General features: G+C 62.5%; 20 protein-coding genes. 6 read left to right on the forward strand and 14 right to left on the reverse strand.

Annotated elements, in window-relative coordinates:
* Positions 1–49: 49 nt before the first annotated feature.
* Complete coding sequence (locus RB548_RS28850) at positions 50–1,648, reverse strand: peptide ABC transporter substrate-binding protein (RefSeq protein WP_331375825.1); 1,599 nt, start codon at positions 1,646–1,648, stop codon at positions 50–52.
* 230 nt (positions 1,649–1,878) lie between these two features.
* Positions 1,879–2,334, reverse strand: coding sequence for a hypothetical protein (locus RB548_RS28855; protein ID WP_331375826.1), 456 nt, complete (start codon positions 2,332–2,334; stop codon positions 1,879–1,881).
* Between the two features lie 73 nt (positions 2,335–2,407).
* Between RB548_RS28855 and fba the strand changes: the two genes are divergently transcribed.
* A complete protein-coding gene (gene fba / locus RB548_RS28860) occupies positions 2,408–3,454 on the forward strand; it encodes a class II fructose-bisphosphate aldolase (protein WP_331375827.1) in 1,047 nt (348 codons plus the stop codon).
* Between the two features lie 103 nt (positions 3,455–3,557).
* On the opposite strand, the gene RB548_RS28865 is transcribed toward fba, so the two are convergent.
* The 5 genes from RB548_RS28865 to RB548_RS28885 all read right to left on the reverse strand — a co-directional run bounded on the left by RB548_RS28865 (position 3,558) and on the right by RB548_RS28885 (position 9,925).
* On the reverse strand, positions 3,558–5,351 hold the full coding sequence (locus RB548_RS28865; RefSeq protein ID WP_331375828.1) for an ABC transporter ATP-binding protein: 1,794 nt from the start codon (positions 5,349–5,351) through the stop codon (positions 3,558–3,560).
* A gap of 8 nt (positions 5,352–5,359) precedes the next feature.
* A complete protein-coding gene (locus RB548_RS28870) occupies positions 5,360–6,397 on the reverse strand; it encodes a glycosyltransferase family 2 protein (RefSeq protein ID WP_331375829.1) in 1,038 nt (345 codons plus the stop codon).
* Between the two features lies 1 nt (position 6,398).
* Positions 6,399–7,502 (reverse strand): glycosyltransferase family 2 protein, encoded by a 1,104-nt coding sequence (locus tag RB548_RS28875; protein ID WP_331375830.1) that lies wholly within the window; start codon positions 7,500–7,502, stop codon positions 6,399–6,401.
* 16 nt (positions 7,503–7,518) lie between these two features.
* Entirely contained in the window at positions 7,519–8,706 is a 1,188-nt protein-coding gene (locus RB548_RS28880) for an acyltransferase family protein (protein ID WP_331375831.1), read from the reverse strand.
* Between the two features lie 394 nt (positions 8,707–9,100).
* Complete coding sequence (locus tag RB548_RS28885) at positions 9,101–9,925, reverse strand: MerR family transcriptional regulator (protein WP_331375832.1); 825 nt, start codon at positions 9,923–9,925, stop codon at positions 9,101–9,103.
* A gap of 228 nt (positions 9,926–10,153) precedes the next feature.
* Here RB548_RS28885 and RB548_RS28890 point away from each other — a divergent pair, with 228 nt between their 5' ends.
* Complete coding sequence (locus RB548_RS28890) at positions 10,154–11,422, forward strand: 4-aminobutyrate--2-oxoglutarate transaminase (RefSeq protein WP_331375833.1); 1,269 nt, start codon at positions 10,154–10,156, stop codon at positions 11,420–11,422.
* Positions 11,423–11,550: 128 nt separating this feature from the next.
* The gene (locus tag RB548_RS28895; RefSeq protein ID WP_331375834.1) at positions 11,551–13,026 is read left to right on the forward strand and encodes an NAD-dependent succinate-semialdehyde dehydrogenase; all 1,476 of its coding nucleotides are present in this window, start codon (positions 11,551–11,553) and stop codon (positions 13,024–13,026) included.
* Positions 13,027–13,041: 15 nt separating this feature from the next.
* Here the strand turns inward: RB548_RS28895 and fabI are convergent, their stop codons facing one another.
* The 4 genes from fabI to RB548_RS28915 are packed head-to-tail and all read right to left on the reverse strand — an operon-like array spanning position 13,042 to position 18,230.
* Positions 13,042–13,827, reverse strand: a complete 786-nt coding sequence (fabI, locus tag RB548_RS28900) for an enoyl-ACP reductase FabI (protein WP_331375835.1) — start codon at positions 13,825–13,827, stop codon at positions 13,042–13,044.
* 14 nt (positions 13,828–13,841) lie between these two features.
* Positions 13,842–15,026 (reverse strand): acetate/propionate family kinase, encoded by a 1,185-nt coding sequence (locus RB548_RS28905; protein WP_331375836.1) that lies wholly within the window; start codon positions 15,024–15,026, stop codon positions 13,842–13,844.
* A 4-nt stretch (positions 15,027–15,030) separates the two neighbouring features.
* Positions 15,031–15,987 (reverse strand): phosphate acetyltransferase, encoded by a 957-nt coding sequence (locus RB548_RS28910; protein ID WP_331375837.1) that lies wholly within the window; start codon positions 15,985–15,987, stop codon positions 15,031–15,033.
* A 17-nt stretch (positions 15,988–16,004) separates the two neighbouring features.
* Complete coding sequence (locus RB548_RS28915; RefSeq protein ID WP_331375838.1) at positions 16,005–18,230, reverse strand: DUF3141 domain-containing protein; 2,226 nt, start codon at positions 18,228–18,230, stop codon at positions 16,005–16,007.
* Between the two features lie 365 nt (positions 18,231–18,595).
* On the opposite strand from RB548_RS28915, the gene htpG reads away from it, so the two are divergent.
* Complete coding sequence (gene htpG / locus RB548_RS28920) at positions 18,596–20,485, forward strand: molecular chaperone HtpG (protein ID WP_331375839.1); 1,890 nt, start codon at positions 18,596–18,598, stop codon at positions 20,483–20,485.
* A gap of 117 nt (positions 20,486–20,602) precedes the next feature.
* On the opposite strand, the gene RB548_RS28925 is transcribed toward htpG, so the two are convergent.
* Together RB548_RS28925 and RB548_RS28930 are read right to left on the reverse strand one after the other, a co-directional pair.
* The gene (locus tag RB548_RS28925; RefSeq protein WP_331375840.1) at positions 20,603–21,784 is read right to left on the reverse strand and encodes a CaiB/BaiF CoA transferase family protein; all 1,182 of its coding nucleotides are present in this window, start codon (positions 21,782–21,784) and stop codon (positions 20,603–20,605) included.
* A gap of 11 nt (positions 21,785–21,795) precedes the next feature.
* Positions 21,796–22,983 carry an acyl-CoA dehydrogenase gene (locus tag RB548_RS28930; RefSeq protein WP_331375841.1) on the reverse strand — a complete coding sequence of 396 codons (1,188 nt, stop codon included), beginning with the start codon at positions 22,981–22,983 and terminating at the stop codon, positions 21,796–21,798.
* A 166-nt stretch (positions 22,984–23,149) separates the two neighbouring features.
* Between RB548_RS28930 and RB548_RS28935 the strand changes: the two genes are divergently transcribed.
* Together RB548_RS28935 and RB548_RS28940 are read left to right on the forward strand one after the other, a co-directional pair.
* Positions 23,150–24,106 (forward strand): LysR family transcriptional regulator, encoded by a 957-nt coding sequence (locus RB548_RS28935; RefSeq protein WP_331377128.1) that lies wholly within the window; start codon positions 23,150–23,152, stop codon positions 24,104–24,106.
* A gap of 81 nt (positions 24,107–24,187) precedes the next feature.
* Positions 24,188–25,315: an NAD(P)/FAD-dependent oxidoreductase gene (locus RB548_RS28940; RefSeq protein WP_331375842.1), complete on the forward strand. Its 1,128-nt coding sequence runs from the start codon at positions 24,188–24,190 to the stop codon at positions 25,313–25,315.
* 95 nt (positions 25,316–25,410) lie between these two features.
* Here the strand turns inward: RB548_RS28940 and RB548_RS28945 are convergent, their stop codons facing one another.
* Positions 25,411–26,340 (reverse strand): LysR family transcriptional regulator, encoded by a 930-nt coding sequence (locus tag RB548_RS28945; RefSeq protein WP_331375843.1) that lies wholly within the window; start codon positions 26,338–26,340, stop codon positions 25,411–25,413.
* Positions 26,341–26,472 lie beyond the last annotated feature (132 nt).

The raw sequence follows: 26,472 nt of genomic DNA on the forward strand, positions 1-26,472 counted from the left end.
GTACTCCGGAGGCGACGCGCGGCAACAGGCCGCGCGTCGCCTCATTTCGTTATTCGGCGACGCTCAGGAACTTGCTCAGATGCGCGTTCGGTCCGTTGTCCTGCCAGCCTTTGACGCGGCTCGAGACGAGCCACAGGTCCGCCTGGGTGAGGAACGGCGCGATCGGCTGCTCCTTCATCAGCAGGGTCTCGGCTTCATGGAGGAGCTTCGAGCGCGCTGCCGGATCCTGTTCTTCATAGGACTTCTTCATCAAGCCGTCGAATTCGGCGTTTTCGAAGTGGCCATAGTTGAAGGTCTTGTTGCTGCTGAGGCTCAGCGCCAGGAAGTTTTCGGCGTCGGCGTAGTCGGCAACCCAGCCGGCACGCGCGACGTTGAACTTGCCGCCTTCCTGCAGGTAGGCGTAGTGCGACGACACGTCGAGGTTCACCAGCGAGACCTTGGCGCCGAAGGTGTTCTTCCACATGTCGGCGACAGCCGTTGCAACACGCTCGTGGTTCGGGTTGGTGTTGTAACGGATTTCAATGTTGAGCGGCTTGCCGCCCTCACCGTAGCCGGCTTCCTTCATCAGCGCGACCGCCTGATCTTCGCGGTCGAGCTGAGACAGGTTTGCAAAGTCGGCCTTCGCCGGGTCGCCGTAGCTCTCGAGGCCGGGCGGCACCATCGAATAGGACGGAAGCTGCGAACCGCTGTAGATTTCCTTGGCGAGGAAGTCGCGGTCGACCGCCATCGACAGTGCGCGACGAACGCGGACGTCGTTATAGGGCTCCTGCCGCGTGTCGAAGGCGTAGTAATAGGTCGCCAGCGTCGGCGAGACGTGCACCTGATCGCCATAGGACGTGCGCAGCCGCTCGATCTGGTCGGCCGAGAAGTTGTAGGCGAGGTCCATTTCCTTCGCTTCGAAGCGACGGACCGAGGCCGCCTGGTCGTCGATCGGATAGAAGATCACCTTGTCGAGCTTGACGTTGGCGGCGTCCCAGTAGTTCGGGTTTTTCTCGACCGTCAGGCTGTCGTTCGGCACGTGGGCGGTCAGCTTGAACGCGCCGTTCGAGACCATCACGCCCGGCTTCACGAAATCGGCAGCGTTCTTCTCGACGCTTGCCTTGCTGACCGGAAGCGCGGTCTGGTGCGCGAGCAATTCCAGGAAGAACGGGGTTGGGCGTTCAAGCGTGATTTCGAGCGTCTTCTCGTCGACAGCCTTCACGCCGAGCTGGTCGACCGGCGCTTCACCCTTGTTGACCTTCTCGGCATTCTTGATCGGGAAGAGAATGTTGGCGTATTCGGCCGCCGTCTTCGGGTCTTCCACACGACGGAAAGAGAAGGCGAAATCTTCGGCCGTTACCGGCGAGCCGTCCGACCACTTGGCATCGGCGCGCAGCTTGAAGGTATAGACGGTGCCGTCATCCGAAAGCTCCCAGGTTTCGGCTGCACCCGGGATGATCTTGCCCGCGGCGTCGTAGATCGTCAGACCTTCATAGAGATCCTTCAGGATGAACTCTTCGATGTTGATCGAGGTGTGGGCCTGGTCGAGCGTCTGCGGCTCGCCGGCGTTGCCGCGGTGAAGCACCGCTTCCGCAAGCGCCGGGCTTGCGCCGATCAGCAGCGAGCCAAGCAACGCTGCGGCGCCGAGTTTAAGTTTCAGTGAGGTCATTGTTTTTTTCTCCTTCCCCTCGTTTTGGGTTTGTGATCGCAGGAGAGAAGGGCAAATTCTCAACAAAGGCAAGGCGCTTTGTGCGGAAAATTGCATCCTTCTCTATAGGCCGTCATTTTCATAGACGCATAGGTTGTATGGCGTTTGCGGTGGTTTTCGTCTCCTTTGCGACTTTGGTCAGGCCGGACCGCAGCAAGCCGGACGGCAAACTGTAACGTTTTAGATCGGATTCAAAGATCGCCCATTCGGCCCCGAAAACCGACCCAGAAGGGCCGATATGCAAAGTTTGTGAATTGAGATGGCACTTTACGTAATATGCAAAAAATTTTGCGGCTCCTGTCGCAATTTTTTTGCAATTCGTGAGTTCGCATCGACCCGACCGATGCATCGGCAAGGTGTGATTTCGCGTCTGGTGGACTGCCGGCATGCACGCCTTTGCCCTCCTCCATGCGCCACCCTGCCAGCACCACCAGAAAGCGAAAGCCGCGAATTCTGGCGGTACGATTTCTCATCCACAGCAAAATCCGCTGACGCACGTCAATCAAGTGTTCGGCCGTGCCGCTGCCCCCGTTGCCAAAAGACCCGCATGAATTATTGTGCCTTTGACTTGGTCCGGCAGGGGTCGGTTCCAGGTCCGCCGAAGCGCGGTCAAAACCGTCTTCAGCGCCCTCGCGAACGAGACCCATCGGGTACTGTTGAACCCGTGTCCGCCTATCCACGGCGCCTGGAGTGGGGCGTCCAGTATCAGGGAGATTTCGAATGGCATTGATCACATTGCGGCAACTGCTCGACCATGCGGCGGAGAACAATTATGCGCTGCCAGCCTTCAATGTGAACAATCTCGAATATATTCAGGCCGTCATGCGGGCCGCCGATGCGACGGATTCTCCGGTGATCCTGCAGGCGAGCCGCGGCGCGCGCGCCTATGCCGGGGACGCCTTCCTCCGCCATCTGATCCTCGGCGCAGCCGAGGAGTACCCGCACATCCCGGTCTGTCTCCATCTCGACCACGGCGACCAGCCGTCGACCTGCATTTCCGCCATCACCAACGGCTTCACCTCCGTGATGATGGACGGCTCGCTCGAAAAGGACGGCAAGACCGTTGCGAGCTATGAATATAATGTCGCGGTGACCGCCGAGGTCGTGAAGATCGCCCATGCGGCGGGCGTTTCCGTCGAAGGTGAACTCGGTTGCCTCGGCAATCTTGAGACCGGTGCCGGCGACAAGGAGGACGGCCACGGTTTCGAAGGAAGGCTTTCCCGCGAGGAACTGCTGACGGATCCGGATCAGGCCTTCGATTTCGTTTCCAAGACCGGTGTCGATGCACTGGCGGTCGCGATCGGCACCAGCCACGGCGCCTACAAGTTCACCCGAGAGCCGGACGGCGAGATCCTTTCGATCGACACGATCGCCAAGATCAACAGGCGGCTGCCGAACACCCACCTCGTCATGCATGGCTCATCGTCCGTTCCCGCCGATCTGCAGGAGCTTTTCAATAGCTATGGCGGCAAGATGAAGAAGACCTGGGGCGTGCCGGTCGCGGAGATCCAGAAGGCTATTCCGCTCGGGGTCCGCAAGGTCAACATCGACACGGATCTCCGGCTCGCCTTCACCGGTGAGATCCGCAAGCATCACCTGGAGCATCCAGACAATTTCGACCCGCGCAACTACCTGAAGCCAGCGATCGCGCGCATGACCGAGGTCTGCAAGGAACGCTTCGAGGCCTTCCGCGCTGCCGGCCAAGCCTCGAAGATCAGGGTGCTTCGCCTGCCGGAAATGGCGAGGCAGTACGCCAAGGCTGCCTGACCGGTGGGCAGGCGCGGTTTCCGTCAGAGCCAACGCTGATAGGCAAGCAACAATTACGACGCTGTGAGCCTGAAAGGGCTCGCCGCGTTGCTTTCGGCTGAACTCAACCATGGCGCTCCGCGCGTGTCTCGTGCTCGTAGAGCTGATCCATGCTCAACGAGGCGACGTCGGCCAGCGGCGTCTGGCTTTTCACCCGGCCCCTGCCGAGAACCACCACGTCGTCGCAGAACGAAATCGTGCTGCGGTGATGGCTGATGACGATGGTCGTGCGGCGACCTGCCCTTAATCTCAGCGTTTCGACGATCGCAGCCTCCGACAGGCCGTCAACGGCATTCGTGGCTTCGTCGAGGATCAGGATTTCGGGGTCGCGCACCAGCGCCCTGGCAAGCGCAATGCGCTGCCGCTGCCCCGCCGACAGGCTCGCGCCGCGATAGCCTACGATGGTCGCGTATCCTTGAGGCAGTTTTTCCACGAAGCTGTGGGCCTCGGCCAGCTTGGCTGCTCGCTCCACTTCGGCGATCGTAGCGTTTTGGCCGTAGGTGATGTTTTCGAAGATGCTGCCGTCCACCAGTTCGAGATCCTGGCTGGCGACGGCAATCTGGCGCCGCCACTGAGCGGCATCGATTTGATCAAGCGGCATGCCATCGATGAGGATGTGTCCTTCGTCAGGCTCCACAAAGCGGCACAGGAGATTGACGATCGTGGTCTTGCCGGCGCCCGACCGTCCGATGATCGCCGTCGACCGGCCGCTGCGAATTGCGAAGGTCGCCGAACTGAGCACGATTGGACGCGCCTCGGAGCCCGGATATCGGAACGTCACGTGATCGAATTTCATGCCCTCGCGCAAACCGGCGACGGGCTCGTGACCGGCCGGAGGCTTCGGCTTGTCCGACGGATCGAGGAGCCAGCGCACCTCTTCGAGCGATCCGCTCCAACCCTGGATCTGCCCCCAGGACATTTGAAGGGCGCGCACGTGCGGCTGCAAACGATAGAGCAGCACGACGAAAGCGACGATGACGGGAAAGCTCACGCCGACAGACCACGCACTGACAACCGCCGCCAGGAACAGGCCGGAATGCAGCACTTCGGTAAGCGGCGGCAACGCGCCCTGGCGGCTCTGCAGGACGAATCCGGCCCGGCGGACGGCGTCCGAAGCGGAGTCAAATACCGCCTTCTCGCGCTCCTCCTGGCCGAACACGCGGATCAGCCGCCCGGCATGGACAAGATGAAGCATCCTCGCGGCGAGCTCGCTGTTGAAGGACGTCACGTCGCGGCTCGGGCCTCTAAGAGTGGCCGACAAGACGGCATGCGCGAGTTGGACGAGTACGAGTCCGAGCGCGACGAACAGCGTCATCTGCCAGGAAAGCAAGAGCAGAAACGCCAGAAGGATGACGGCAGCGGAACCGTTCACCAGGGCCGCAAGCACGGTCTGTATTGCGTCGGATGCCCGCCACGACTCGTTGGAGATTATGTTGAGCAGGCGACCGGGATTTTGCTGCAGGAAGAACGGATAGCCGATCCTCAAGAGCTGGTCCGAGAGAGCACTGCGGATCGCGTGACTTGCCTTTCCATAGATAAAGGTCGTCAGCAGAGTGTTCGCGAAGGCGAGAACATTCTTCAGGGCGATCAGCGCAAGAACGGCCGCGGCGATCGCCAGCAGTCTTTGGCCGTCATCGAGCCCCGCGCCCACCTGCTGGAAGAAGGCAGAGATTCCGTGCAATCCGCCGGCATCCTGATTTCCGGCAATAATGCCGAGCATCGGGATGATAAGGCCGATGCCGGCGCCTTCGAGCGCGGCGCTGGCGAGGCCTAGAACCACGACGATGGGCAGCAGACGCAACTGCCGCCCCAGCGCGTTATAGAGAACGTGAAAACCCGGCAATAGGAAACGCAACATGATGGCCCTCACCTTAACTTTGCCGCGGTCTGGTCGATCTGATGCAGCTCTGCCCGCGGCGCCGGGCCGGTCACGGCAAGGCGCGCGAACCTTGCGGCGCCGAGCAGGTTCATCGACACGATCGGCCAATGGGATAGCTGGAGCTCAGGGTCGAACCTCTCACCGCCGAAGGCCTCGCCGCAAGCGGATCTGACAGTCCAGCAGAAGTGCTTGAGCAGCCACGGCGCCCTGAAGAAATGCTTCAAGCAAAGAGCGCCGTTGCCGAGGCTATAGTTGCGGTGGAGCTTCTCGATCGCCTCGCGAGCCTTCCGCCCGTGGTGATGATAGACAGTCATATCGGGTACGTATTCGACCGGGATATCAAGCTGAAAGGCGCGTACGAGATAGTCGGTATCCTCCGCCGATTGCAGCAGCGCGCCGGCCCCGAAGCGCTCGTCGAAAGGCCCGACGAGCGCCGCGACGTCGCGGTGCATCGTCATGTTGCAGCCGAGCACGAACCCGCCCGGATGGACGTCGCGGGTCAATCGCGCAGGAACGCGCGATCGTTTGATCGTGAATGGCAGATCGGACGGATCACGGAGCTCGACGCGGCCGCCGCGGATGATGCGCCGTTCGCCATCGGCGTAATGCCGCGCGAGATCGGCGAGATAGCGGCGGTGCACTTCGCAGTCGTCGTCGACGAAAACGAGAATCCGGCCGCGTGCGCGCGCCATTCCTGCGTTGCGCGCCGCCGCCAGGCCCGGGCGCGGCTCGGCGACGAGCGCCATCGCGACAGGTGACGCCGCCGCTATTCGGATCAGCTCGTCCGGCGTCCTGTCCGTCGAGCCGTTATCGACGATCACGAGCTCGCTGGTGATGGCGGCATAGGCAAGACATGCGGTCTCGATCGACCGGATGCAGGCGGCAAGTGCCTGAACGCGGTTCCGCGTGCAGACGATGAAGCTCGCGAAGGGCCGCGACCCGCCGGAAAGCGAAGCGCCGCAGGTCGGCCGCGTGACGACTGCGTTGGGATGCTCTTGTGCGGCGGCAGAACGTTCCGACGCCATCTTAGGCCATGCCATTCTGGGGAAGAACCGTCGCAGCAGGCACCGATTGCAGGTACCGCGCCAGCCCGTCCACCCGCTTGGTGGCGGCAAGCGAAATGCGGCTGCACCACGGCGCCCGCGCGCCGGCGAGCAAACCGTATCGCTCGCGGCGCCGGATTAGGCTCCATTTTCCCGTCCGGGTCAGGAAAGCATGGGTCAGTTCCGGCCGCTCTTCATCAGCGATGAGCTGATAAAGAAAATAGAAGAAACAGAGGGCTCCGTCCGTATGGGCCTGCCGCACTTCCACCGGGAGAGACGAAATTTTCCGCTCGAGCGCCAGGACGAACTCGGCGAGATTTCGGATCGTCTCCATCGTGACCGCGACGCCGATCTCGCCGAGCGCGCTCGAGTCGTCGACAAGACATTCCCGCGCAAGGTTTTCGGCCACGATCTTCAGATGCGTCTGGCGCATCCGGCGCTTGTGCTTGTTTGTGACGCTGTCGCGATGGATACGGTAGGCGACCAGGGCTTCATCGATAATCGTTACCGGAAAGCGATCGGCAATGCGCCTGAAAAGGTCGAAATCCTCCGCATGCACGTAGCCCGGATCGTAGGCGAGCATCGGCGCCGGTATTACCTTCCGATTGTAGACCACGGTCGAGTGCATGAAGATCGTGAAGAACATCGACAATGTACGCAGGCTGCCGGACCGAAAGATCGGGTTGGGTGTACCGCGAATGATGCGATTGCCGATCAACGTGTCGATCCCCGTGCCACAAAGCGCCAGCCCTGGCCGTTGGCTGAACACCGCGACCTGACGCGAAAAGCGGGACGAATAGGAAATGTCGTCGGCGTCCATTCTGGCAACGAGTTCGCCCCTGGCAAGGGCCAGGCCCTCGTTCAAGGTGGCGATAAGGCCGCGGTTTTCGCGCGAGACGATGTGGACGCGGCCGTCATCTTTCCGATATCGCTCGAGGATGTCCAGCGAGCGATCCGTCGACCCGTCGTCGATGGCAATGACTTCGACACGCGCGTAGTCCTGGCGCAGGATGCTTTCGAGCGCTGCGGGAAGATAGGGTTCCGCGTTGTAGACGGGCAGCAGGACGGAGACCAATGGCGTGGGCATTGTTCAGCTCGTGTGGTTATTGAAAATCTGAAGCTTGAAGGGATTTGCGGGAGCCGATCGGTTCGGGGAAATAGGCGGGGGACTCGGCCTCCCTGCGTCCAATCCGATCGCCCGCATTCGTGAATGTCGGCTCAATTCCCGGCGCTCTGGGCCGGACATATGGAAAATGCCGTTTCAGTGCATTGAGCGGCTTCTCGAAGACCAGCCAGGAAATTGCCGCGATCAGCAATGTGGCGGCGCCCGCAACCAGAAACCGTCCAACTCCCTGCTCGGAGACGTTGACGGGAAGCCAGGGCTGAGCGTTGACCGCCAGCGCGAGCACGATCGCATGATAGAGATAGACGCCATAACTGATGCGCCCGAGCGCAGTCAGGGGCGGAAGTTCGGTCACGCGACCGAGGTAGCCGCCAATCCCCCTTGAGCAATTGCCAACCAGCATCGTCAGCGGCAAGAGGGGGAAAATTTCCAGCCCGATCCAGCCCAGCCACTCCAACATCGGCGTCAACGTCGCGGGCCTCAGCCAAAACAGGACGACGGATGCGCTAAGGAGCGGCATCCAGCTCATCCTGGCCCATTGCGGCCAGGCCGCATTCTTCGTCCGGTACGCGGCGAGCAGGGCGCCGGAGGCGAGCGCGTCCATCGAGGCGGGGGGAAGCAGGTCGCGAGCCAGCGACGGCTGACCCGTGAACGGCCAGTAAAAGCGGTAGGCGATGGAGCAGGCGATGACGCCGACGCAAATTGCCGCGATCGAGCGTCTCGGTGCGATGAGGACGATCAGCGGCCAGACGACGTAGAATTGCTCCTCAATGCTGAGGCTCCAAGTATGACAGAGCATCCACGGCGTCCACGCGTCTTGGAGAGCATACCAGAAATTCGAAAGGTAAAGCGCGTGCCACGCCAGCACCGTCTTGGAACTCTCCAGGTCGAAAAGCCAGACGATGCCCAGGACCGCGAAGTAAGGGGGAAAGATGCGCAGTGCCCGACGCGCATAAAACGATTTCAACGCCGCCGCGGGCTCGAAACGCGCATCCTCGCGCGCTTCGAGCAGCAGACGGGTAATCAGGAAGCCGCTCAGGACGAAGAACAGCCGCACGCCGATATGGCCCCAATAGGACCCATCGGCCGCGAAAAAATGTCCGTAGAGCACCATCGTGACGGCGATGGCTCTGAGCCCGTCCAGTTGCCGGTCGCGCGCAATCCGCATCGAACATCCCTCTCCGAGTTCAAACCTTCGCGGGATACTCTCCTGGCGCACCCGTTCCCTAAGCAGTTGTGATTTTTGCCGCCGGTTTCGGTGGTCGCCTGTGGCGAGGATCCTGAATTTATGAAGGTAAATGAATGGCTAAGGGGCGGTATAGGCGACTGTAGGAGCGAATAGGGCTAAACTTTGGCACGGAACGGCCAAGAATAATGCATCACCAGCCGAGAAGTCTGAAGTGTGTCTTTACGGCAATACCAGACTAAAGTCTGATTAGACGCCAGGTCTATCGCAGTTTCGGCGACATTAGTTGTAGAAGTCCTGACGATACAGCCGACGGTCCGCGCGATGATAAGAATATACTAATTCAACCATCCCGCGCGAGCGTTTCCTGAGGCGACTAGAATGTCGGCGGCGTGTTGATCCACAGCAGAACGGTCTCGCCGTCGTGGCGATTGGACCAGGCATGTCGGCGGCGGCTCTCGAAATAGAGCGAGTCGCCCGGATGAAGATCGTAGAACTGATCGGAGTCCAATATGAATTCGACACGACCGGACAGCACATAGACGAACTCCTCGCCATCATGCCGATATGCACCCTCGCTCGAGGCGCCCGGCGCCAGCACGAAACGATGGCAGTCCATCTGGTTTCTACCCTCGGCGAGCAATTGCACTGTCACCCCTGGCGTCGTGCGCGGCCAATTGCGCCACTCGCCGGCCCTGACGAGCGCCCGCACTTCAGGCTCCTCCTCGCCGGAAAGACTGGAAACCGTCGTGCCGAAATATTCCGCGAGATTATGGAGGACTGCGACGGAGACGCCCTGGGAGGTACGCTCCAGCGTCGAAAGCACGGATGCGGCAATGCCGACATCGCTTGCCACCTGCTCGAGCGTCTTGCCCGCGCCATGCCTCAGGCTCCGCAGCTTTCGGCCGACCTGGAGGTCGGTATTGCTCTCCGCGTACGCCGCCGGACCGTTGTCTTCGTTTGCGCCCTCTGCCTCCAAAGCCTCGCGAATGGCGGCCGGGTTCAGACCGCGCTCGGCACGAAACCAGGATATGCGCTTCAGCCGCGCAAGATCCGCCTCGGTATATTGCCGATGACCCGTCGCCGAACGCTCCGGCACCACGAGCCCCTGCGTTTCCCACAGCCTGAGCGTAGACGCCGACACGCCGGCCAGCCTTGCTGCCTCGGCGACCTTGTAGCGTACATTGCCGGCTCCGTTCATCGATCCGCTTCCTCTTGCTGGCATCGCGGCTCCAGGCGACTCCAGGCTATCGGTATTGCCGCAATCTAGCCGGCGCACCCGTCGATTTACAAGAAGCGCCCATCAGGGGCGGTGTTGTCTCGATCACCAAATTTGATTTGCAATCCATCTGAAAAGATGTACCACTTCCGAAGAAAAATTGCAGAAAAAATGCAATATATTCCTCTGCTCGTAAACAGGACGACGACGATGACCAGCCTCACCGATCGCAAGAACGCAGCCATCTCCCGCGGTGTCGGGATGACCACGCAAATCTATGCCGACCGCGCCGAAAATGCCGAGATCTGGGACAAGGACGGCAACCGCTACATCGACTTCGCCTCGGGCATTGCGGTCGTCAACACGGGTCATCGCCACCCCAAGGTGATTGCGGCGGTCAAGGCCCAGCTCGACCGCTTCACCCACACCTGCCACCAGGTCGTGCCCTATGAGAATTACGTCCATCTCGCCGAGCGCCTGAACGCGCTAACCCCCGGCAAGTTCGCTAAGAAGACGATCTTCGTCACGACCGGCGCCGAGGCCGTCGAGAACGCGGTCAAGATCGCCCGCGCCGCGACTGGGCGCCAGGCAATCATCGCCTTTGGCGGCGGCTTCCACGGCCGCACCTTCATGGGCATGGCGCTGACCGGCAAGGTCGTGCCCTACAAGGTCGGCTTCGGCGCGATGCCGGGAGACGTCTTCCACGCCCCCTTCCCGGTCGAGCTTCACGGCGTCAGCGTCGAGCAGTCGCTGGCGGCGCTGAAGAAACTCTTCGCGGCCGACGTCGATCCGGCCCGTGTTGCCGCGATCATCCTCGAGCCCGTTCAGGGCGAAGGCGGCTTCTATCCCGCGCCGACCGCTTTCATGAAGGCGCTGCGCGAAATCTGCGACCAGCACGGCATCCTGCTGATCGCGGATGAGGTCCAGACCGGCTTTGCCCGCACCGGCAAGCTGTTCGCGATGGAGCACCATGACGTAGCGCCGGACCTAGTGACGATGGCGAAGAGCCTCGCCGGCGGCTTTCCGCTCGCCGCGGTCACAGGTCGCGCCGAAATCATGGACGCGCCCGGACCGGGCGGCCTCGGCGGCACCTATGGCGGCAATCCGCTTGGCATCGCGGCGGCCCACGCTGTCCTCGATGTCATCGAAGAGGAGAAGCTGTGCGAGCGCGCGGACCAGCTTGGCAACCGCCTGAAGCAGCGCCTCGCCGCAATCCGCGAAAAGGTGCCGGAGATCGTCGATATCCGCGGTCCGGGCTTCATGAATGCGGTTGAATTCAACGACGTGAAGACGAATCTGCCGAGCGCCGAGTTCGCCAACAAGGTCCGCCTTACTGCGCTGGAAAAAGGCCTGATCCTGCTGACCTGCGGCGTCCACGGCAACGTCATCCGCTTCCTGGCGCCGATCACGATCCAGGACGAAGTCTTCGCGGAAGCGCTCGATATTCTCGAAGCATCGATCCTCGAGGCGCGTGGTTGACGGCAACTCGGGCGCCCGCTATCGCGGGCGTCCGGCCAACGACGCCAGCTCGGCGCGCAACCGCCGCTCCGCAAGAAAATGTAGCGAGGCTTGGCCCTACCACAACTGGCCCCGCCCGAGGACGTGCCATGGGATTGACATCCGCATTGACCAAGCACCTTCGAGCAGCCGACCTGTTTGCGGCGCTCGAAAATGTAACCCGCCCTGCCGCCAAGTGGACCGGCGCGACATTCGACGTCGTCAATCCCTCGACCGGTGAATTGCTTGCAACACTTCCGGACATGGGCATCGATGAGGCGCATGCCGCGATCGACGCGGCGGCCGCGGCGCAAGGCCTCTGGGCTGCAAAGCCGGCGAAAGACCGAAGCACGATCCTGCGCCGCTGGCATGACCTGATCGTAGAGCATGCCGACGATCTTGCCGCCATTCTCACCGCCGAAATGGGCAAGCCGCTGGTGGAAGCGAAGGGCGAGGTTCTTCACGCGGCATCCTATGTCGAGTGGTATGCGGAGGAAGCCAAGCGCGTCTATGGCGAGACCTTCCCGGCGCCGGCCAACGACCGCCGCATGATCGTCATCAAGCAGCCCGTCGGCGTTGTCGGCACCATCACGCCGTGGAATTTCCCGGCTTCCATGGTGGCGCGCAAGATCTCGCCGGCACTCGCCGCCGGCTGCGCGGTCGTGCTGAAACCGGCAGAACAGACGCCGCTCGTCGCCGGCGCGATGTTCGTGCTCGCGGAAAAGGCAGGCTTTCCGAAGGGCGTTGTCAATCTGCTTTACGCCGCTGAAGGCGCCCCGATCGGCCGCGAACTCTGCAGCAACCCCAAAGTCCGCAAGATCAGCTTCACCGGCTCCACCGAGGTCGGCCGGCTCCTGATGCGGCAATGTTCCGACCAGATCAAGAAGGTCAGTCTGGAGCTGGGCGGCAATGCTCCCTTCATCGTTTTCGATGACGCCGATATCGACGAGGCGGTGGACGGCGCCGTTCAGGCCAAGTTCCGCAATGCCGGCCAGACCTGCGTTTCGGCTAACCGCATCTATGTGCAAGCCGCCGTGCACGACGTGTTCGCGGAAAAATTCGTCGCCCGCGTGCGCGAGCTCACAGTCGGCGACGGGTTTTCTGCCGGGGTCGCGATAGGTCCGATGATCGACAGCCATGCGCTCGAGAAGATCGAGGCGCATGTCGCCGATGCCTTGGCCAAGGGCGGAAAAGTACGATGCGGCGGCAGGCGGATCGGCACCAAGGGCACTTTCTTCGAGCCAACGGTTCTGACCGGCATTTCACACCAGATGCGCGTTGCGCAGGAAGAGACCTTCGGCCCGATCGCCCCGATCATCCGTTTCGAAACCGCCGAGCAGGTGGTGGCCGAGGCGAACGATACGATCTATGGCCTCGCCGCCTATTTCTATGCCGAGAACCTGAAGCGGGTCTGGCACGTCGCCGAGGCGCTGGAATACGGCATGGTCGGCATCAATACCGGGCGGATGTCATCCGAGGCCGCTCCCTTCGGCGGCATCAAGCAATCGGGCATCGGCCGGGAAGGCTCCCGCCACGGGCTCGAGGACTATCTGGAGATGAAGTATCTCTGCATGGGCAACATCTGAGAGACAACGGCGTCGTCAGTCGACGATGTGGTAGCCACCGTCGACGTACAGCACCTGGCCGGTTATGAGCCGCGCTGCGTCGTGGGCGAGAAACGCCGTCGCCATGCCGACGTCATCGATGTCGACGAGTTCGTGGGCTGGTGCCTTCAGCTTCGTCTTTTCGAGGAGCGCGTCGAATTCAGGGATGCCGGATGCGGCGCGGGTGGCAAGGGCGCCGGGCGAAATCGCGTGGACGCGAATGCCCTTGGGGCCAAGCTCGGCGGCCATGTAGCGCACGGCGCTTTCAAGTGCCGCCTTGGCGACGCCCATGATGTTGTAGTTCTCCACCACCACCTGTGACCCGTAATAGGTCATGGTGAAAAGCGTGCCGCCGTTCTTCATCAGCGGCTCCGCGAGCTGGGCCATGCGGATGAAGGACCAGCAGGATATCTCCATTGTCGTCAGGAACCCCTCGCGCGGCGCGTCGGTCACGCGCCCGCCGAGCGTATCCCTCGGGGAGAAGGCGATCGAGTGGACGAGGAAGTCGAGTTCTCCCCAGGTCTCGCCGATGCGCTCGAAGACCGTCTCGATCTGGCCGGGCACCGCCATGTCCAGCGGCAGGAAGATCGGGGTATCGAGCTCGTGCGCCAGCGGCTCGACATGCGGTTTTGCCTTGTCGTTGAGATAGGTCACTGCGAGGTCTGCGCCCAAGGCGCGAAACGCGCGGGCACAACCCCAAGCAATAGAGCGGTCGTTGGCAATGCCGACAATCAGGCCCTTGCGGCCTTCTAAAAGCTTGGCCTTCACGGTGGGGATGGACATGCGGGGTCTCCGGGTCAGGCGTTGGGCGCGCTGATGAGCGCCAAGGTATGGCGCGCGATCATCAGCTCCTCATCGGTTGGGATGACATGAACAGCAACCCGGCTCCCGGCCGGAGAGATCAACGCCGCGCCAGCCTCGTTCGCTGCCGGGTCGAGCTCTGCCCCGAGCCAGGCGAGGCCTTCAACGATGCGGGCGCGGATCGCGGCCGAGTTTTCGCCGACGCCTGCGGTGAAAACGAAGGCGTCGATCCCTCCCAATGCCGCCGCGAGCATCCCCGCATTGAGCACGCACCGGTAAACAAAATGAGCGATGGCAAGCGCGGCATGGGGATCGTCGCTCGCGAGAAGATCACGCATGTCGTTCGAGAGGCCGGAGAGCCCTTTGAGCCCGGCATCATGATAGAGAAGATCCGAGACCGCCTGCGCCTTCATGCCCTTCTGGAGGATGAGGTAGAGGACGACACCCGGATCGAGCTGACCCGGCCGCGTCCCCATCGGCAGCCCGTCGAGCGCCGTGAAACCCATCGTGCTCTCGATGCTGCGCCCGTCCCGCAGCGCGCACATCGAGGCACCGCTGCCGAGGTGAGCGACGATGACGCGCCCTTGGGCTGCCTGCGGCGCCACCTTTCGGAGCCGCTCGGCGATATATTCGTACGAAAGTCCGTGAAAGCCGTAGCGCCGGACACCCTCATCATAGAAGGCTCGCGGCAGAGCATAGCAATCGGTGTGCTCCGCGTGGCCACGATGAAAGGCGGTGTCGAAGCAGGCAACCTGCGGCACATCCGGATTGATCTCCATGGCGAGACGAATCGGCGCCAGGTTGTTCGGCTGATGCAAAGGCGCGAGATCCTGGTAGCTTGCAAGGCGGTCGAGCACCCCCGCATCGATAAGGGCGGGCCGCACGTAGTCCGGACCGCCGTGCACGACCCGGTGACCGACCGCTCGCAACTTGAAGCCCTCCAGCGTCAGGAGCCAACGTCTGGCTTCGGCAATGGCGGTCGGAAGATCTCGAACCGCTTTCGCGTCATAGGTCTGGTCGATGAGCGGGACGCCGTCGGCCGCCGCCGCCTGCAGGCGCGGCCGGGTGCCGATGCCGTCGATTTTCCCGCGAATCTGACGTGTCAGGTCCGTTCCGGCGATGCCGAAGACTTGGAACTTCAGGCTCGATGAACCAGCGTTGACGACAAGAAGAGCGTCCATGGCATTACACCGCTGCTAATTGCGCGGCTCGTCGCCGCGCGGCATAGAGCGCAGCGACGGCGCATGATGCAAGGCGGGTGCGCACCGAATCCGCGCGCGAGGTCAGCACGATCGGCACCCGGGCACCAAGAACGATTCCCGCCGCGTCCGCATGGGAAAGGAATGTCAGGTTCTTGGCGAGCATGTTCCCGGCCTCGAGGTCCGGCACGACGAGGATCTCGGCGTGGCCGGCGACCGGTGAATTGATGCCCTTGATGCGCGCGGCTTCCGGATCGATCGCGTTGTCGAAGGCGAGTGGCCCTTCGAGCAAGCCGCCCGTGATCTGGCCGCGCTCGGCCATCTTGCAAAGTGCGGCCGCCTCGATCGTCGACGGAATCTTCGTCGTCACCGTCTCCACCGCCGAAAGGATGGCCACGCGCGGCTCGCCGAGACCGATCGTGACCCACAGATCGATCGCGTTCTGCACGATATCGCGCTTGGCTTCGAGGTCCGGGAAGATATTGATCGCCGCGTCCGTGATGAACAGCGTCTCGGCGTGGCCGGGCACATCCATCACGAAGACGTGGCTGATCCGCCGGTCAGTGCGAAGACCGGTGGCGGAGGCGGCGACCTCGTGCATCAGCTCGTCGGTATGCAGGCTGCCCTTCATCAGGAGCTCGCCCTTGCCTTCGCGGATCAATGCGACTGCCTTGGCGGCCGCGGCATGACTGTGCGGCACATCGACGATTTCCCACCGCCCGAGATCGAGCCCATGTTCCGCCGCGACATTGCGAATCCTGGCTTCCGGCCCGACCAGCACGGGTGTGATGAGCCCCATCCCGGCGGCTTCAAGGGCGCCGCTCAGCGAAGTTTCATCGCAAGGATGCGCCACGATGGTGACGGCGGGCGCCTCGGCTCGTGCGGCCGCGATCAATCGGTCATATTTGGATGGCTGGGTCGCCAGCGTGGTCACCTCGGACACTCGAAACTCCTCCCCAGTCAGGATGCGTTGCGATCACGTGCGGCCTTGCGCACCACGAGAGGCACTGGTGCTTCTGGTGCTTCACCGCTCAGGCCAAAGAGCGCTGTGACGGCTTGCAGCCGCTCGACGGCAATGCCAGTCAGCGGTCCCGGAGCCTCCAAGACCTCTCGAAGGGCGGCAAAGGCAGCACGGCGTTGCTCGATTTTCTCCGGCAGCAATTTTGGAATGGCCGCGAGCGCCGCCTTCTCGTCTACCAGCAACATGAAATACTGTGTGCGCATCAGCGCCTTGAACTCGGCAAGCGTCAATTGCTTGGCGGAGGGATGAGCGCGCCGAAGCCGGCGGACCGCTTCGAATCCGCGCTCGTCGACCTTGCCGCGCGCCATGCCGACAAAAAGCAGCGCCCGGGCGAGAGCCTCCTGAAGGCCGCCCTTGGCCATGTCAGCTTTCAGCGCCGCGATCCTGTTCTCCAGGAGCGCATGGTGCAGCAGGTTCTTTGCCGCCTTGCGCGGAGCGCGGTCGGACCTCGTGTCGATGCCAAGCGCGGCTTGCAAGGCTGGCGTGCCATAGATCGCGTGAAAAGTCTGCTCCGAAAGGTGCTCGACCATCTGGCGCCAGGCTTCCAACCCGTCGACCACCTGCCGGGACATGTTCTCCTGCAGCGCCAACAGCGGGTTGTCAGGCGCCGCCGATTGGCGCTTGTCGCGCACATTCCTGGCGGTCGCCTCGATCCAGGCCATGACGGGATTGCGTGGACCGAACACTTCATATTGGAGGCGCAGCGGGTGCATGTTCCGCATCGCCTCCGCCATCGGTGGCGTCACCATCGCCTTGATCCAGGGCTGCAGATAGGTTCGGTAAAGCGCCAGATTGATCTCGGAAACCCTGGCGGCCGTGGCGAAGCGACGGTCATCCTCGACGTCGTTGCCACCGAAGGCGCGGATATCGTCGAGCGTGCGCGCCTCGCAGCGCATGACCCATTCCCCGGTGACCAGATCACTGTTTTCTACAGCCGGTCCTACCGGCTCCAGCACGGCCTCGTAAAGGCCGGGCGGCAGCACGTCGATGAGGTCGATATTGGACGCGAACTCGTCGTGCTCCTTGCGGGCGACGCCGGCGGAAACGAAGATGCCGAGATGCCCGATCTTTTCGTGCACCGTATAGACAATGGTCTGCCCGTGTGCACGGATCTCGTCGACGCTGTCGTAAAGATCCAGGATCCAGTCGAGCGCCTGCGCCGGCGGGGTGATGTTATCGCCCTTCGAGCAGAAAACGACGATCGGCGAGTGGATGTTGCGCATATCGATGGTCGTGCCGTCGGAGGTCTGGATCTCGCCCGCGGCAAGCTTGTTGCCGACGAAGAGCTCATCGACGATGAACTGCATCTCCTCTGCGTTCAGCTTCACATGGCCGCCCCACCAGCGCTCGAAGCCCAGATAGCGGCCAGCCTCGGTATCGATCTTCGAGTAGAGGTTATATTGCTTGGTCCAGAGCGTGTTGGCGGGGTTCTGGTTCTCGAAATTCTGCACGAGCCAGGCGCCATCGAATATCCCGGCGCCAAGATCGCCTGTGAGCGCAGTCAGCCAGCTGCCGCCGAGCAGGCCTCCCGAATAGCGCATGGGATATTGGCCTCTGACACCCGCCCAATAGGAAAGTGGCGCGCCCGCGATGATGATCGGACCGAACAGTTCCGGGCGCAAAGAGGCAACGATCATCACCGCCCAGCCGGCCTGGCAATTGCCGATGACACAGGGCTTGCCGTCCGCTTCGGGATGCCTTGCAATCACGGTTTCGAGGAAGATCGCTTCGGCGCGGGCGATGTCCTCGATCGTCTGGCCCGGGACGGGCTCGGGAAGGAAACCGATAAAATAACAGGCGTGCCCTGCCTTCATCGCGACGCCGATCTCGCTGTCCGCCTTGAAGCCCCCAATGCCGGGCCCGTGGCCCGCGCGCGGATCGACGACGATGAACGGCCTTTTCAACGGATCGATCACCGCGTCGGCGGGCGGCACTATCCGGACGAGTGCATAGTTGACGGGGCGATCGAGCTTGCGGCCATCGCAGACGAGTTCCGCTTCGTAGTCGAGCACGTGGGGCGCCGCGCGTGCCGTATGCTCTTCGTACTGGATGCCGCGCTGCCGCATCACGTCCAGAAACAGGATGGAGCGCTGCCAGGCATCAAGCGCATAAGCGTAGGCATCGGCAAAGGTTGGTATTGTCGGGATGGTGGATTGCTCAGGCATGACGTCCACTCCACGCTGCGACCGAAGGTCGGTCCCATTTCCTATTGTCAAATACGAGCAACCGTCTTTGTCGAGCGTTGATCTGCGTCAAAGAAGGCACGCGACGAGGCCGCAACACTATCCATCGTTGAAAACCCGTTGATGTCTTTGATTTTACGCTCTTTTATTTTGCGGGGTCGGACGACCGTAGCAACGCCGTGTTACGGCGATTTGACAATTCGCACAAAAAAGATGCGCCGATCACCTTCGGCCCTCGGCGGCCGCGCAGGCAGGATGGCACTGAACGGCACCGGTCGCAAGACTACCCTTGAAATTCGACGCGCGGGCTGCCAATTGGGGCAAAAGCCAAGGAGGTTTGCAACGCGATGAGTGAAGTCGAAATGTCCGTCGAGAAACATGTCTTCGAAGCCGATGTGGCGCGGCTGCTCCATTTGATGGTGCACTCGGTCTATTCGGACAAGAACATCTTCCTTCGCGAACTGATTTCGAATGCGGCGGATGCCTGCGAGAAGCTGCGCTACGAGGCGATCGTCGCGCCGGAACTGCTCGGCAGCGATCCTCAGCCGCGCATCACGCTGACGTTGGACGAGGAAGGGGCGCGTCTCGTCGTCGAGGACAACGGCATCGGCATGAGCCGCGACGAACTGGTCGAATCCCTCGGCACGATTGCCCGTTCTGGCACACGGGCCTTCATGGAGCGGATCGAGGCGGCCCAGGGCAAGGAGGGCGCACAGCTCATCGGCCAGTTCGGCGTCGGCTTCTATTCGGCCTTCATGGTTGCCGACAATGTCGACGTCGTTTCCCGCCGTGCAGGCTCCGACAAGGCCTGGCACTGGGCGTCGGACGGCAAGGGCAGCTACACCGTTTCCGCGGTTGAACTCGCCGATGCTCCGGCGCGCGGCACGCGGATCACGCTCCATCTTATGGACGACGCCAAAAGCTACACGTCGCGCTGGACGGTCGAGCGGATCGTCAAAGACCAATCCGGCCACGTGCCCGTCCCGATCTCGATCGTCGAAAAGCCCGGCGAAGAGCCCGCCCAGGTCGCGGATGGCACGGCTCTCTGGACCAAACAGAAGAGCGAGATTTCCAAGGAAGACTACGCGGATTTCTACCGCAGCGTCGCCGGGCAGTATGACGAACCGGCCGCCACCGTTCACTTCCGGGCTGAAGGTCGCCACGAATATACGGCGCTCGCCTTCGTACCGGGCTCCAAGCCCTTCGATCTTTTCGATCCGGATCGCAAGGGGCGGATGAAACTCTATGTCAAGCGTGTCTTCATCACCGATGAGGCCGAATTGCTGCCGCGTTACCTGCGTTTCGTACGCGGGCTTATCGACACGGCCGATCTGCCGCTCAATGTCTCGCGCGAAATGATTCAGGAAAGCCCGCTGCTCGCCAGCATCCGCAAGGGGCTCACGAGCCGAGTCCTGACCAGCATCGAGAAGTTGGCGGAAAGCGAGCCCGAGACCTTCGCCAAGGTCTGGGAAAACTTCGGGAGCGTCATCAAGGAAGGCATCTACGAAGATTTCGAGCGACGGGCACAGCTCATTGCGCTTTCGCGCTTCCGCACCACGGCGACTGACGACAATCCGCGTGCGTTGAGCGACTACGTCAAGGACATGAAGGATGGCCAGACGGCGATCTACTATCTGACCGGCGACAACCTTGCTCAGTTGAAGGCTTCGCCACAGCTTGAAGGGTTTCGCGCCCGTGGCATCGAAGTGTTGCTGCTCACCGATCCGGTCGACAGCTTCTGGGTGACCTCGGCGCCGGAATTCGAAGGCAAGCCGTTCAAGTCGATCACGCAAGGGGCGGCGGATCTCGCCGGCATTGCGAAGCAGGCGCCCGACGATGCGACCTCCACGGAGACGAGCCAGGCCGTGGCCGAGTTCGTTACCTTCGCCAAGGCGACGCTCGGTGACGCGGTTGCCGATGTCAGGACCTCGGAGCGGTTGACGGAAAGCGCAGTCTGCCTCGTGGCACCCGAGCATGGACCGGATCGCCAGCTCGAAAAGATGTTGCAGGGCGCTGGTCGTATCGATGGCGCAGCAAAGCCGATCCTGGAGATCAATCCCGGCCACAGCCTGATCACCGCCATCGCTGCCTGCCCCGCCGAGGACGAGGCATTCCGCGAGGACGCGGTGAGGCTCTTGCTCGACCAGGCGCGCGTCCTCGATGGCGACAAGCCGGAAGATCCGCGCGCCTTCGCGGAGCGGCTGTCACGCGTCTTCAGCCGGGCTTTGAAGGGGTAGCTCCTACGATAGCGGCCCCTCATCCACCTGCCGCTTGTCCCCTCGCCCCGCTTGCGGGGAGAGGGCTAGGGTGAGGGGCACAACAGCTCGCGACCGTGAGCTGGTCGGATCTCACCTTTATTCTTTCGGGATAGCCATCCCAATCTCCGCCAGCACCTCTTCCGTATGCTCGCCCAACCGGGGCACTCCGCGCTCAAGCGCGAGCGAGGCACTGGAGAAGCGGATCGGCGTCCGGATACCGGGTGACGTTCCCGTCGCGGCGCCGGTGTGTGGCGTCTCCACGCGCATCTGCCGATGGAGGATCTGGGGATCCGCGAAGACATCGGCGACCGTGTTGATCGGGCCGCCCGGTACACCCGCGGCTTCGAGCTTCGCCAAAAGCCCATCCCGCGCGAATTTTACGGTTTCCGAGGCGAGCTCCGGTGTCAGGCTATCGCGATGCTGAACACGGCCGGCATTGGTCAGATAGCGCCCGTCTGACGCCAGGTCCGCGCGGCCGAGCACGTCGCAGAACTTGACGAACTGCCGGTCGTTGCCGACAGCGACGATCAGATGGCCGTCAGCGGTCGGAAAGACCTGGTAAGGCGCGATGTTGGGATGCGCATTGCCGAGACGCCGCGGCGCCTTGCCCGAGACGAGAAAATTCAGCGCCTGGTTGGCGAGCACGCCGGTCATGCAATCGAGCAGCGCCATGTCGATCTGCTGCCCCTCGCCCGTGCGTTCGCGCTGCGCAAGCGCCGCCTGCACGGCGATCACGCCGTAGAGCCCGGTAAAGATGTCGGCGAAGGCGACGCCGATCTTCTGCGGCTCGCGATCCGGCTCGCCGGTCAGATCCATGATCCCGCTCATGCCCTGGACGATGTAGTCGTAGCCGGCGCGGTGGGCATAGGGGCCGTCCTGGCCGAAGCCGGTCACCGAACAATAGATGAGTCGCGGGTTGATCTTCCTCAGGCTCTGATAGTCGAGCCCGTATTTGGCGAGGCCACCGACCTTGAAGTTTTCGAGGAGCACGTCGGATTGTGCCGCCAGCCGCCGTACCGCCTCCTGCCCCTCCTCCGTCGTGAAATCGAGCACGACCGAACGCTTGCCGCGGTTGCAGGCATGGAAATAGGCGGCGTCGAGCTTCTCGCCGCCCTCGCCTGCGACAAAGGGTGGTCCCCAGGTTCGGGTATCGTCGCCGGCTGGGCTTTCCACCTTGATGACGTCGGCGCCGAGATCGGCGAGTGTCTGGCCGATCCAGGGGCCGGCCAGAATGCGGGCGAGTTCGAGAACGCGAATACCCTTTAGCGGCGCTTCCATGACGGCAATACTCAGAAGAAGGCCTGGAGCCCGGTCTGGGCGCGGCCGAGGATCAGGGCATGTATGTCGTGCGTACCCTCATAGGTATTGACCGTTTCCAGATTGAGCATGTGGCGCATCACCTGATACTCCTCAGAAATGCCATTGCCGCCGTGCATGTCGCGGGCCATGCGGGCGATGTCGAGCGCCTTGCCGCAATTGTTGCGCTTGACGATCGAGATCATTTCCGGGGCCATCCGACCCTCGTCCATCAGCCGGCCGACGCGGAGCGAACCCTGCAGTCCGAGCGTGATCTCCGTCTGCATGTCCGCGAGCTTCTTCTGGAAAAGCTGTGTCTGGGCGAGCGGACGGTTGAACTGCTTGCGGTCGAGGCCGTATTGGCGCGCCGCGTGCCAGCAGAACTCGGCCGCACCGAGCGCGCCCCAGGAAATGCCGTAGCGGGCGCGGTTAAGGCAGCCGAAAGGACCCTTGAGCCCTTCGACATTCGGCAGCAACGCGTCCTCGCCAACCTCGACATTGTCGAGAACGATCTCGCCGGTGATCGATGCGCGCAGCGACAGCTTGCCGGCGATCTTCGGCGCCGAAAGCCCTGCCATGCCCTTTTCCAGCACGAAGCCACGGATCGCGTTTCCATGGGCCTCCGACTTCGCCCAGACGACGAAGACGTCCGCAAGCGGCGCGTTGGAAATCCACATCTTCGAACCGATCAGCCGGTAGCCGCCGTCGGTCTTGATCGCCCGCGTCTTCATGCCTGCGGGATCGGAACCGGCGTCCGGCTCGGTCAGGCCGAAGCAGCCGATCCATTCGCCGCTGATGAGCTTCGGAAGATACTTCCGCTTCTGATCCTCCGAGCCGTAGGCGAAGATTGGATAGATGACGAGCGACGACTGCACGCTCATCATCGAGCGATACCCGGAATCGACGCGTTCGACTTCACGGGCGACAAGGCCGTAGGCGACATAGGACGCACCGACACCGCCGTAGGTGTCCGGCACGGTGACGCCGAGCAAGCCGAGATCGCCCATCTCGCGGAAGATCGACGGATCGGTCTTTTCCTCGCGATAGGCCTCGATCACGCGCGGCCGCAGCCTCTCCTGGGCGTAGGCGCGCGCCGTATCGCGGATCATCCGCTCGTCTTCGCTCAGTTGATCCTCGAGCAGAAATGGATCGTCCCATTGGAACTGGATCTTTTCGGCCATGTCTCTCTCCCGTCGTATTTTTCCGCCTGTGGTTATGGCAAGCGGGCTCAACGGTTTCAAACGAAATTGAGGCACTGCCTCATGCGTCCGGGGAATGGACCTTGCGCCCGAGGCCGTTCTGCTGATTATTCGCAAACGCGATACAGAGATCGACACAACCGCCGCCATGACCAACAATCGCCTCGAACGTTTTGCCCACAATCTGGACTGGAATCTGCTGCGCACCTTCGTCGTCGTTGTCGAGGAGGGCAGCATTACGGCGGCGGCCAACCGGCTGCTTCTGCAGCAGCCGGCCGTCAGCATGGCATTGAAGCGGCTGGAGCAGACCGTCGGTCAGAAATTGATCGACCGGAGGCCGGGTCGGTTCAATCTCACCGAAGCGGGCGAGAAGTTGCACGGCCAGTGCCGGGACATCTTCGCGGCGGTGGTCCGTCTGCCCAATGTGCTGGAGACCGCGGGCGAGGAGGTGACCGGCCATCTCAACATCCATTCGGTCAGCCACGCCCACAATCCCGCCTGGGATGACAAGCTCGACACGTTCTTCCGAATGCATCCGAAAGTGACACTGTCGGTGACGATCGCGACGACGGTCGATGTGCTTAGTGCCGTCGAGCGCAATATTGCCACGATGGGCCTCTGCGACGGCGTCATTCCCGACGGCTTGAACAGGAGCTTCCATATTCGCGAGCGTTACGCACTTTATTGCGGGCGCGGTCATCCGCTGTTCGGCGCCGAAGGCGTCGATTTCAACGACCTGCGTGGCAACCCCTACATCGCTTTCATTGCCGACGTCCTTGGCGGGCAGCACATGAATTCGGTGACCGCCGTTCGCGCGATCGGCTCCTTCGGCCAGCAGGTCCGGGGCGTTTCGTGCAATGTCGAGGAGGTCATGCGGCTGATTTGCGCGAATGTCGGTATCGGCATGCTGCCCGACCACATCGCGGGCCCCGCAGTCAAGGCGGGGCAGTTGTGGCAGTTGCCGCCCTATAGCGACCTGCCGACGACGGATGTCTTTCGTATCTCGAATCCCAACTCGATCCTCAATGCCGCGGAAGCAGCCTTTCTCGCGCATGTCGCGGACACGGAACCGCTGGATCACTGCCTAAGCCATCATCAGGATTGATAACAACATTTCCAACTATAAATTTGAACGGCATCCCTGGTCTCCCTATGGTCCGCGCGAGCGACCTGGGGAACTGGAAATATGCGGAAATACGATGTCGTCATCATTGGCGGTGGAATTGCGGGCTTGTCGCTCGCCTATTTCCTGAGCCAGCACCGCTCGGTTGCTGTCATCGAGCGGGAGGACGCGCTCGGTTACCACAGCACTGGCCGTTCCGCCGCCGAGTTCGTGCTGAGGTACAATGCGCCGGAAGTGTGCGCGCTTGCAAGGATTGCCAAGGGTTTCTTCGATCGACCGCCGCAGGGCTTCACCGATGTGCCGCTCTTGAAGCAGCGCGGCGGCGTGATGATAGCCAGCGCCGACAAAATCGCGCGGTTCGAAGCGGTTCTGGCCGAAGAACGCGCGTTCACGCCGGAAATCGAGCGCGTGACACCGGAAGAGGCCGTGTCCCGCGTTCCGATCCTCAGACCCGACTATGTCGCTGCGGCTTACCATGACCCGCATTTCTGGGACATCGAGGTGGAAAACCTGCTTCAGGGCTACGTCAAGGGCGCCCGGCGGAATGGAAGCGAGATCCTGGAACGCCATGAGATCTTGTCAGCCGAACGCGATGGCACCGCCTGGATCCTGACGACCACCGCCGGCGAGATCAGCGCCAGGGTCGTCGTCAATGCCGCCGGCGCCTGGGCCGATCCGGTCGCCGCGCTCTTCGGGGTCGGCCCGATCGGTATCGTCCCGCATCGCCGCACCGCCATCACGGTCGATCTCCCGGATGGCGTGGATGCGACGACCTTGCCGGAAATCAACGAGATAGACGAGGATTTCTACATGAAGCCGGAAGGCGGGCGACTGCTCGCCTCTCCGGCGGACGCCACGCCCTGCGAGCCGTCCGATGTCCAGCCCGAGGAGATCGATATCGCCTGGGCCGCACACTACGTGGAAGAGGCCACCACGATCTCCGTGCGGAGGATCGCCAACAGCTGGGCGGGCCTGCGCAACTTCTCGGGGGACAAGTTGCCCGTCGTCGGATTTGCGCCAGGGCGATCCGATTTCTTCTGGCTTGCCGGCCAGGGCGGATACGGCATCCTCACCTCGCCGGCACTAGGGCAGCTTGCCGCGAGCCTCGTCATGGATGCACAGTTGCCGGAGGCATTCAGGAGCGAAGCGCTCGCTCCACAATCCTTCTCCCCCGCCCGCTTCCAAAAGTAAGCAAGATCGTGGATCCAGGTTCTGCCGGAGTTGCAGCGGGATTGGACTCGTCGTCAGACCTATGACGGCGTTGGGCGGTGCGCGACGCTGCGAATTTAGATCCCGGCAAATCCTTCTTCATCGATGTCGCCGGCGCCCAGCGCCACGAACCGGTCCAAAAGCCACGAAGCCGCCGGCCCCGGCGGCGTGTCGCGCCGCCAGACGCCGGCGAAGCGATAGATCCCGCCACTGTGGTCAGGGATGGCGAGCCGCATAAGCGTGCCGTTATCGAGATCGGGCTGGACCAAAGGCAGGGGCATGTTGCCCCAGCCGAGCCCCTGGCGCAGCAGCGCGTGCTTCGCGCCGAGGTCGGCGAGCCTCCAGGTGCGGGGACTGAGCACGGCGAAGTCCTGCCCCTCGGTTAGGGGAGAGCGATCCGTCAAGACGAGCTGGACATGGTTGCGCGCCTCGCCCGGCTCGATCCGCTCCATCCGCCCGAGCGGATGGTCGGGCGCAGCCACGGGAACCGTTGGAACCGCCCCTGCCGCAACACAACTCACCCCCTCGACGGCCGTTGCCAGCGGGCCGGAAATGCCGATTATCGCCTTGCGTTCCAGCACCGCCGCAGTAACTGCGCCGAGGGCCTCGACGTGGAGGCACAGCGACACCGTCGGAAACGCCTCGGCGAAGGCGTGCAACGCCTTTCCAATCCTCTCCGCCGGCAGCATCACGTCGACGGCGATGTCGACCTCCGCCTCCAATCCGTCAAGTAGACCCTTCACCTTAGCCCGCAGGCCGTCGATGCCTTGAGCCAGCGCCCGCGCCTCCGCGAGCACCGTGCGTCCCGCAGCCGTCAGCTTGGGCTTTCGCGTGCCGTCGCGTTCGAACAACTCGAGCCCGAGTTGCGCTTCCAGATTGGCGATGCCGTAACTGACGACGGAGACGGCGCGATTGAGGTTGCGGGCCGCACCTGCAAAACTCCCGGCATCGACCACGGCCAAAAACACCCGAAGCTGCTCGAAAGTCGGCGTGCCAGGATTGGACATAGTTCAACTTTCTCGAGCAAATATGTCACAATTATCCCACTTTCTAAGAAAGCCGGCAAGCCTGTATACACGATCGAGGCGACCAGGCCGCCAGGAACCAGACCGAGGACGTGAGGGCTAAATTTTCCAGAT

It is taken from the genome of Sinorhizobium chiapasense (genome assembly GCF_036488675.1).
Lineage (GTDB): Bacteria > Pseudomonadota > Alphaproteobacteria > Rhizobiales > Rhizobiaceae > Sinorhizobium > Sinorhizobium chiapasense.

Coding starts and splice junctions, on each gene's coding strand:
- RB548_RS28870 (WP_331375829.1), bottom strand. CDS start 6,397: ATGGCGTCGGAACGTTCTGCCGCCGCACAAGAGCATCCCAACGCAGTC.
- RB548_RS28895 (WP_331375834.1), top strand. CDS start 11,551: ATGGGATTGACATCCGCATTGACCAAGCACCTTCGAGCAGCCGACCTG.
- RB548_RS28930 (WP_331375841.1), bottom strand. CDS start 22,983: ATGGCCGAAAAGATCCAGTTCCAATGGGACGATCCATTTCTGCTCGAG.
- RB548_RS28905 (WP_331375836.1), bottom strand. CDS start 15,026: ATGGACGCTCTTCTTGTCGTCAACGCTGGTTCATCGAGCCTGAAGTTC.
- RB548_RS28885 (WP_331375832.1), bottom strand. CDS start 9,925: ATGAACGGAGCCGGCAATGTACGCTACAAGGTCGCCGAGGCAGCAAGG.
- RB548_RS28935 (WP_331377128.1), top strand. CDS start 23,150: ATGACCAACAATCGCCTCGAACGTTTTGCCCACAATCTGGACTGGAAT.
- RB548_RS28890 (WP_331375833.1), top strand. CDS start 10,154: ATGACCAGCCTCACCGATCGCAAGAACGCAGCCATCTCCCGCGGTGTC.
- htpG (WP_331375839.1), top strand. CDS start 18,596: ATGAGTGAAGTCGAAATGTCCGTCGAGAAACATGTCTTCGAAGCCGAT.
- RB548_RS28865 (WP_331375828.1), bottom strand. CDS start 5,351: ATGTTGCGTTTCCTATTGCCGGGTTTTCACGTTCTCTATAACGCGCTG.
- RB548_RS28880 (WP_331375831.1), bottom strand. CDS start 8,706: ATGCGGATTGCGCGCGACCGGCAACTGGACGGGCTCAGAGCCATCGCC.
- RB548_RS28940 (WP_331375842.1), top strand. CDS start 24,188: ATGCGGAAATACGATGTCGTCATCATTGGCGGTGGAATTGCGGGCTTG.
- RB548_RS28875 (WP_331375830.1), bottom strand. CDS start 7,502: ATGCCCACGCCATTGGTCTCCGTCCTGCTGCCCGTCTACAACGCGGAA.
- RB548_RS28925 (WP_331375840.1), bottom strand. CDS start 21,784: ATGGAAGCGCCGCTAAAGGGTATTCGCGTTCTCGAACTCGCCCGCATT.
- RB548_RS28855 (WP_331375826.1), bottom strand. CDS start 2,334: ATGGGTCTCGTTCGCGAGGGCGCTGAAGACGGTTTTGACCGCGCTTCG.
- RB548_RS28915 (WP_331375838.1), bottom strand. CDS start 18,230: ATGCCTGAGCAATCCACCATCCCGACAATACCAACCTTTGCCGATGCC.
- RB548_RS28945 (WP_331375843.1), bottom strand. CDS start 26,340: ATGTCCAATCCTGGCACGCCGACTTTCGAGCAGCTTCGGGTGTTTTTG.
- fabI (WP_331375835.1), bottom strand. CDS start 13,827: ATGTCCATCCCCACCGTGAAGGCCAAGCTTTTAGAAGGCCGCAAGGGC.
- RB548_RS28850 (WP_331375825.1), bottom strand. CDS start 1,648: ATGACCTCACTGAAACTTAAACTCGGCGCCGCAGCGTTGCTTGGCTCG.
- fba (WP_331375827.1), top strand. CDS start 2,408: ATGGCATTGATCACATTGCGGCAACTGCTCGACCATGCGGCGGAGAAC.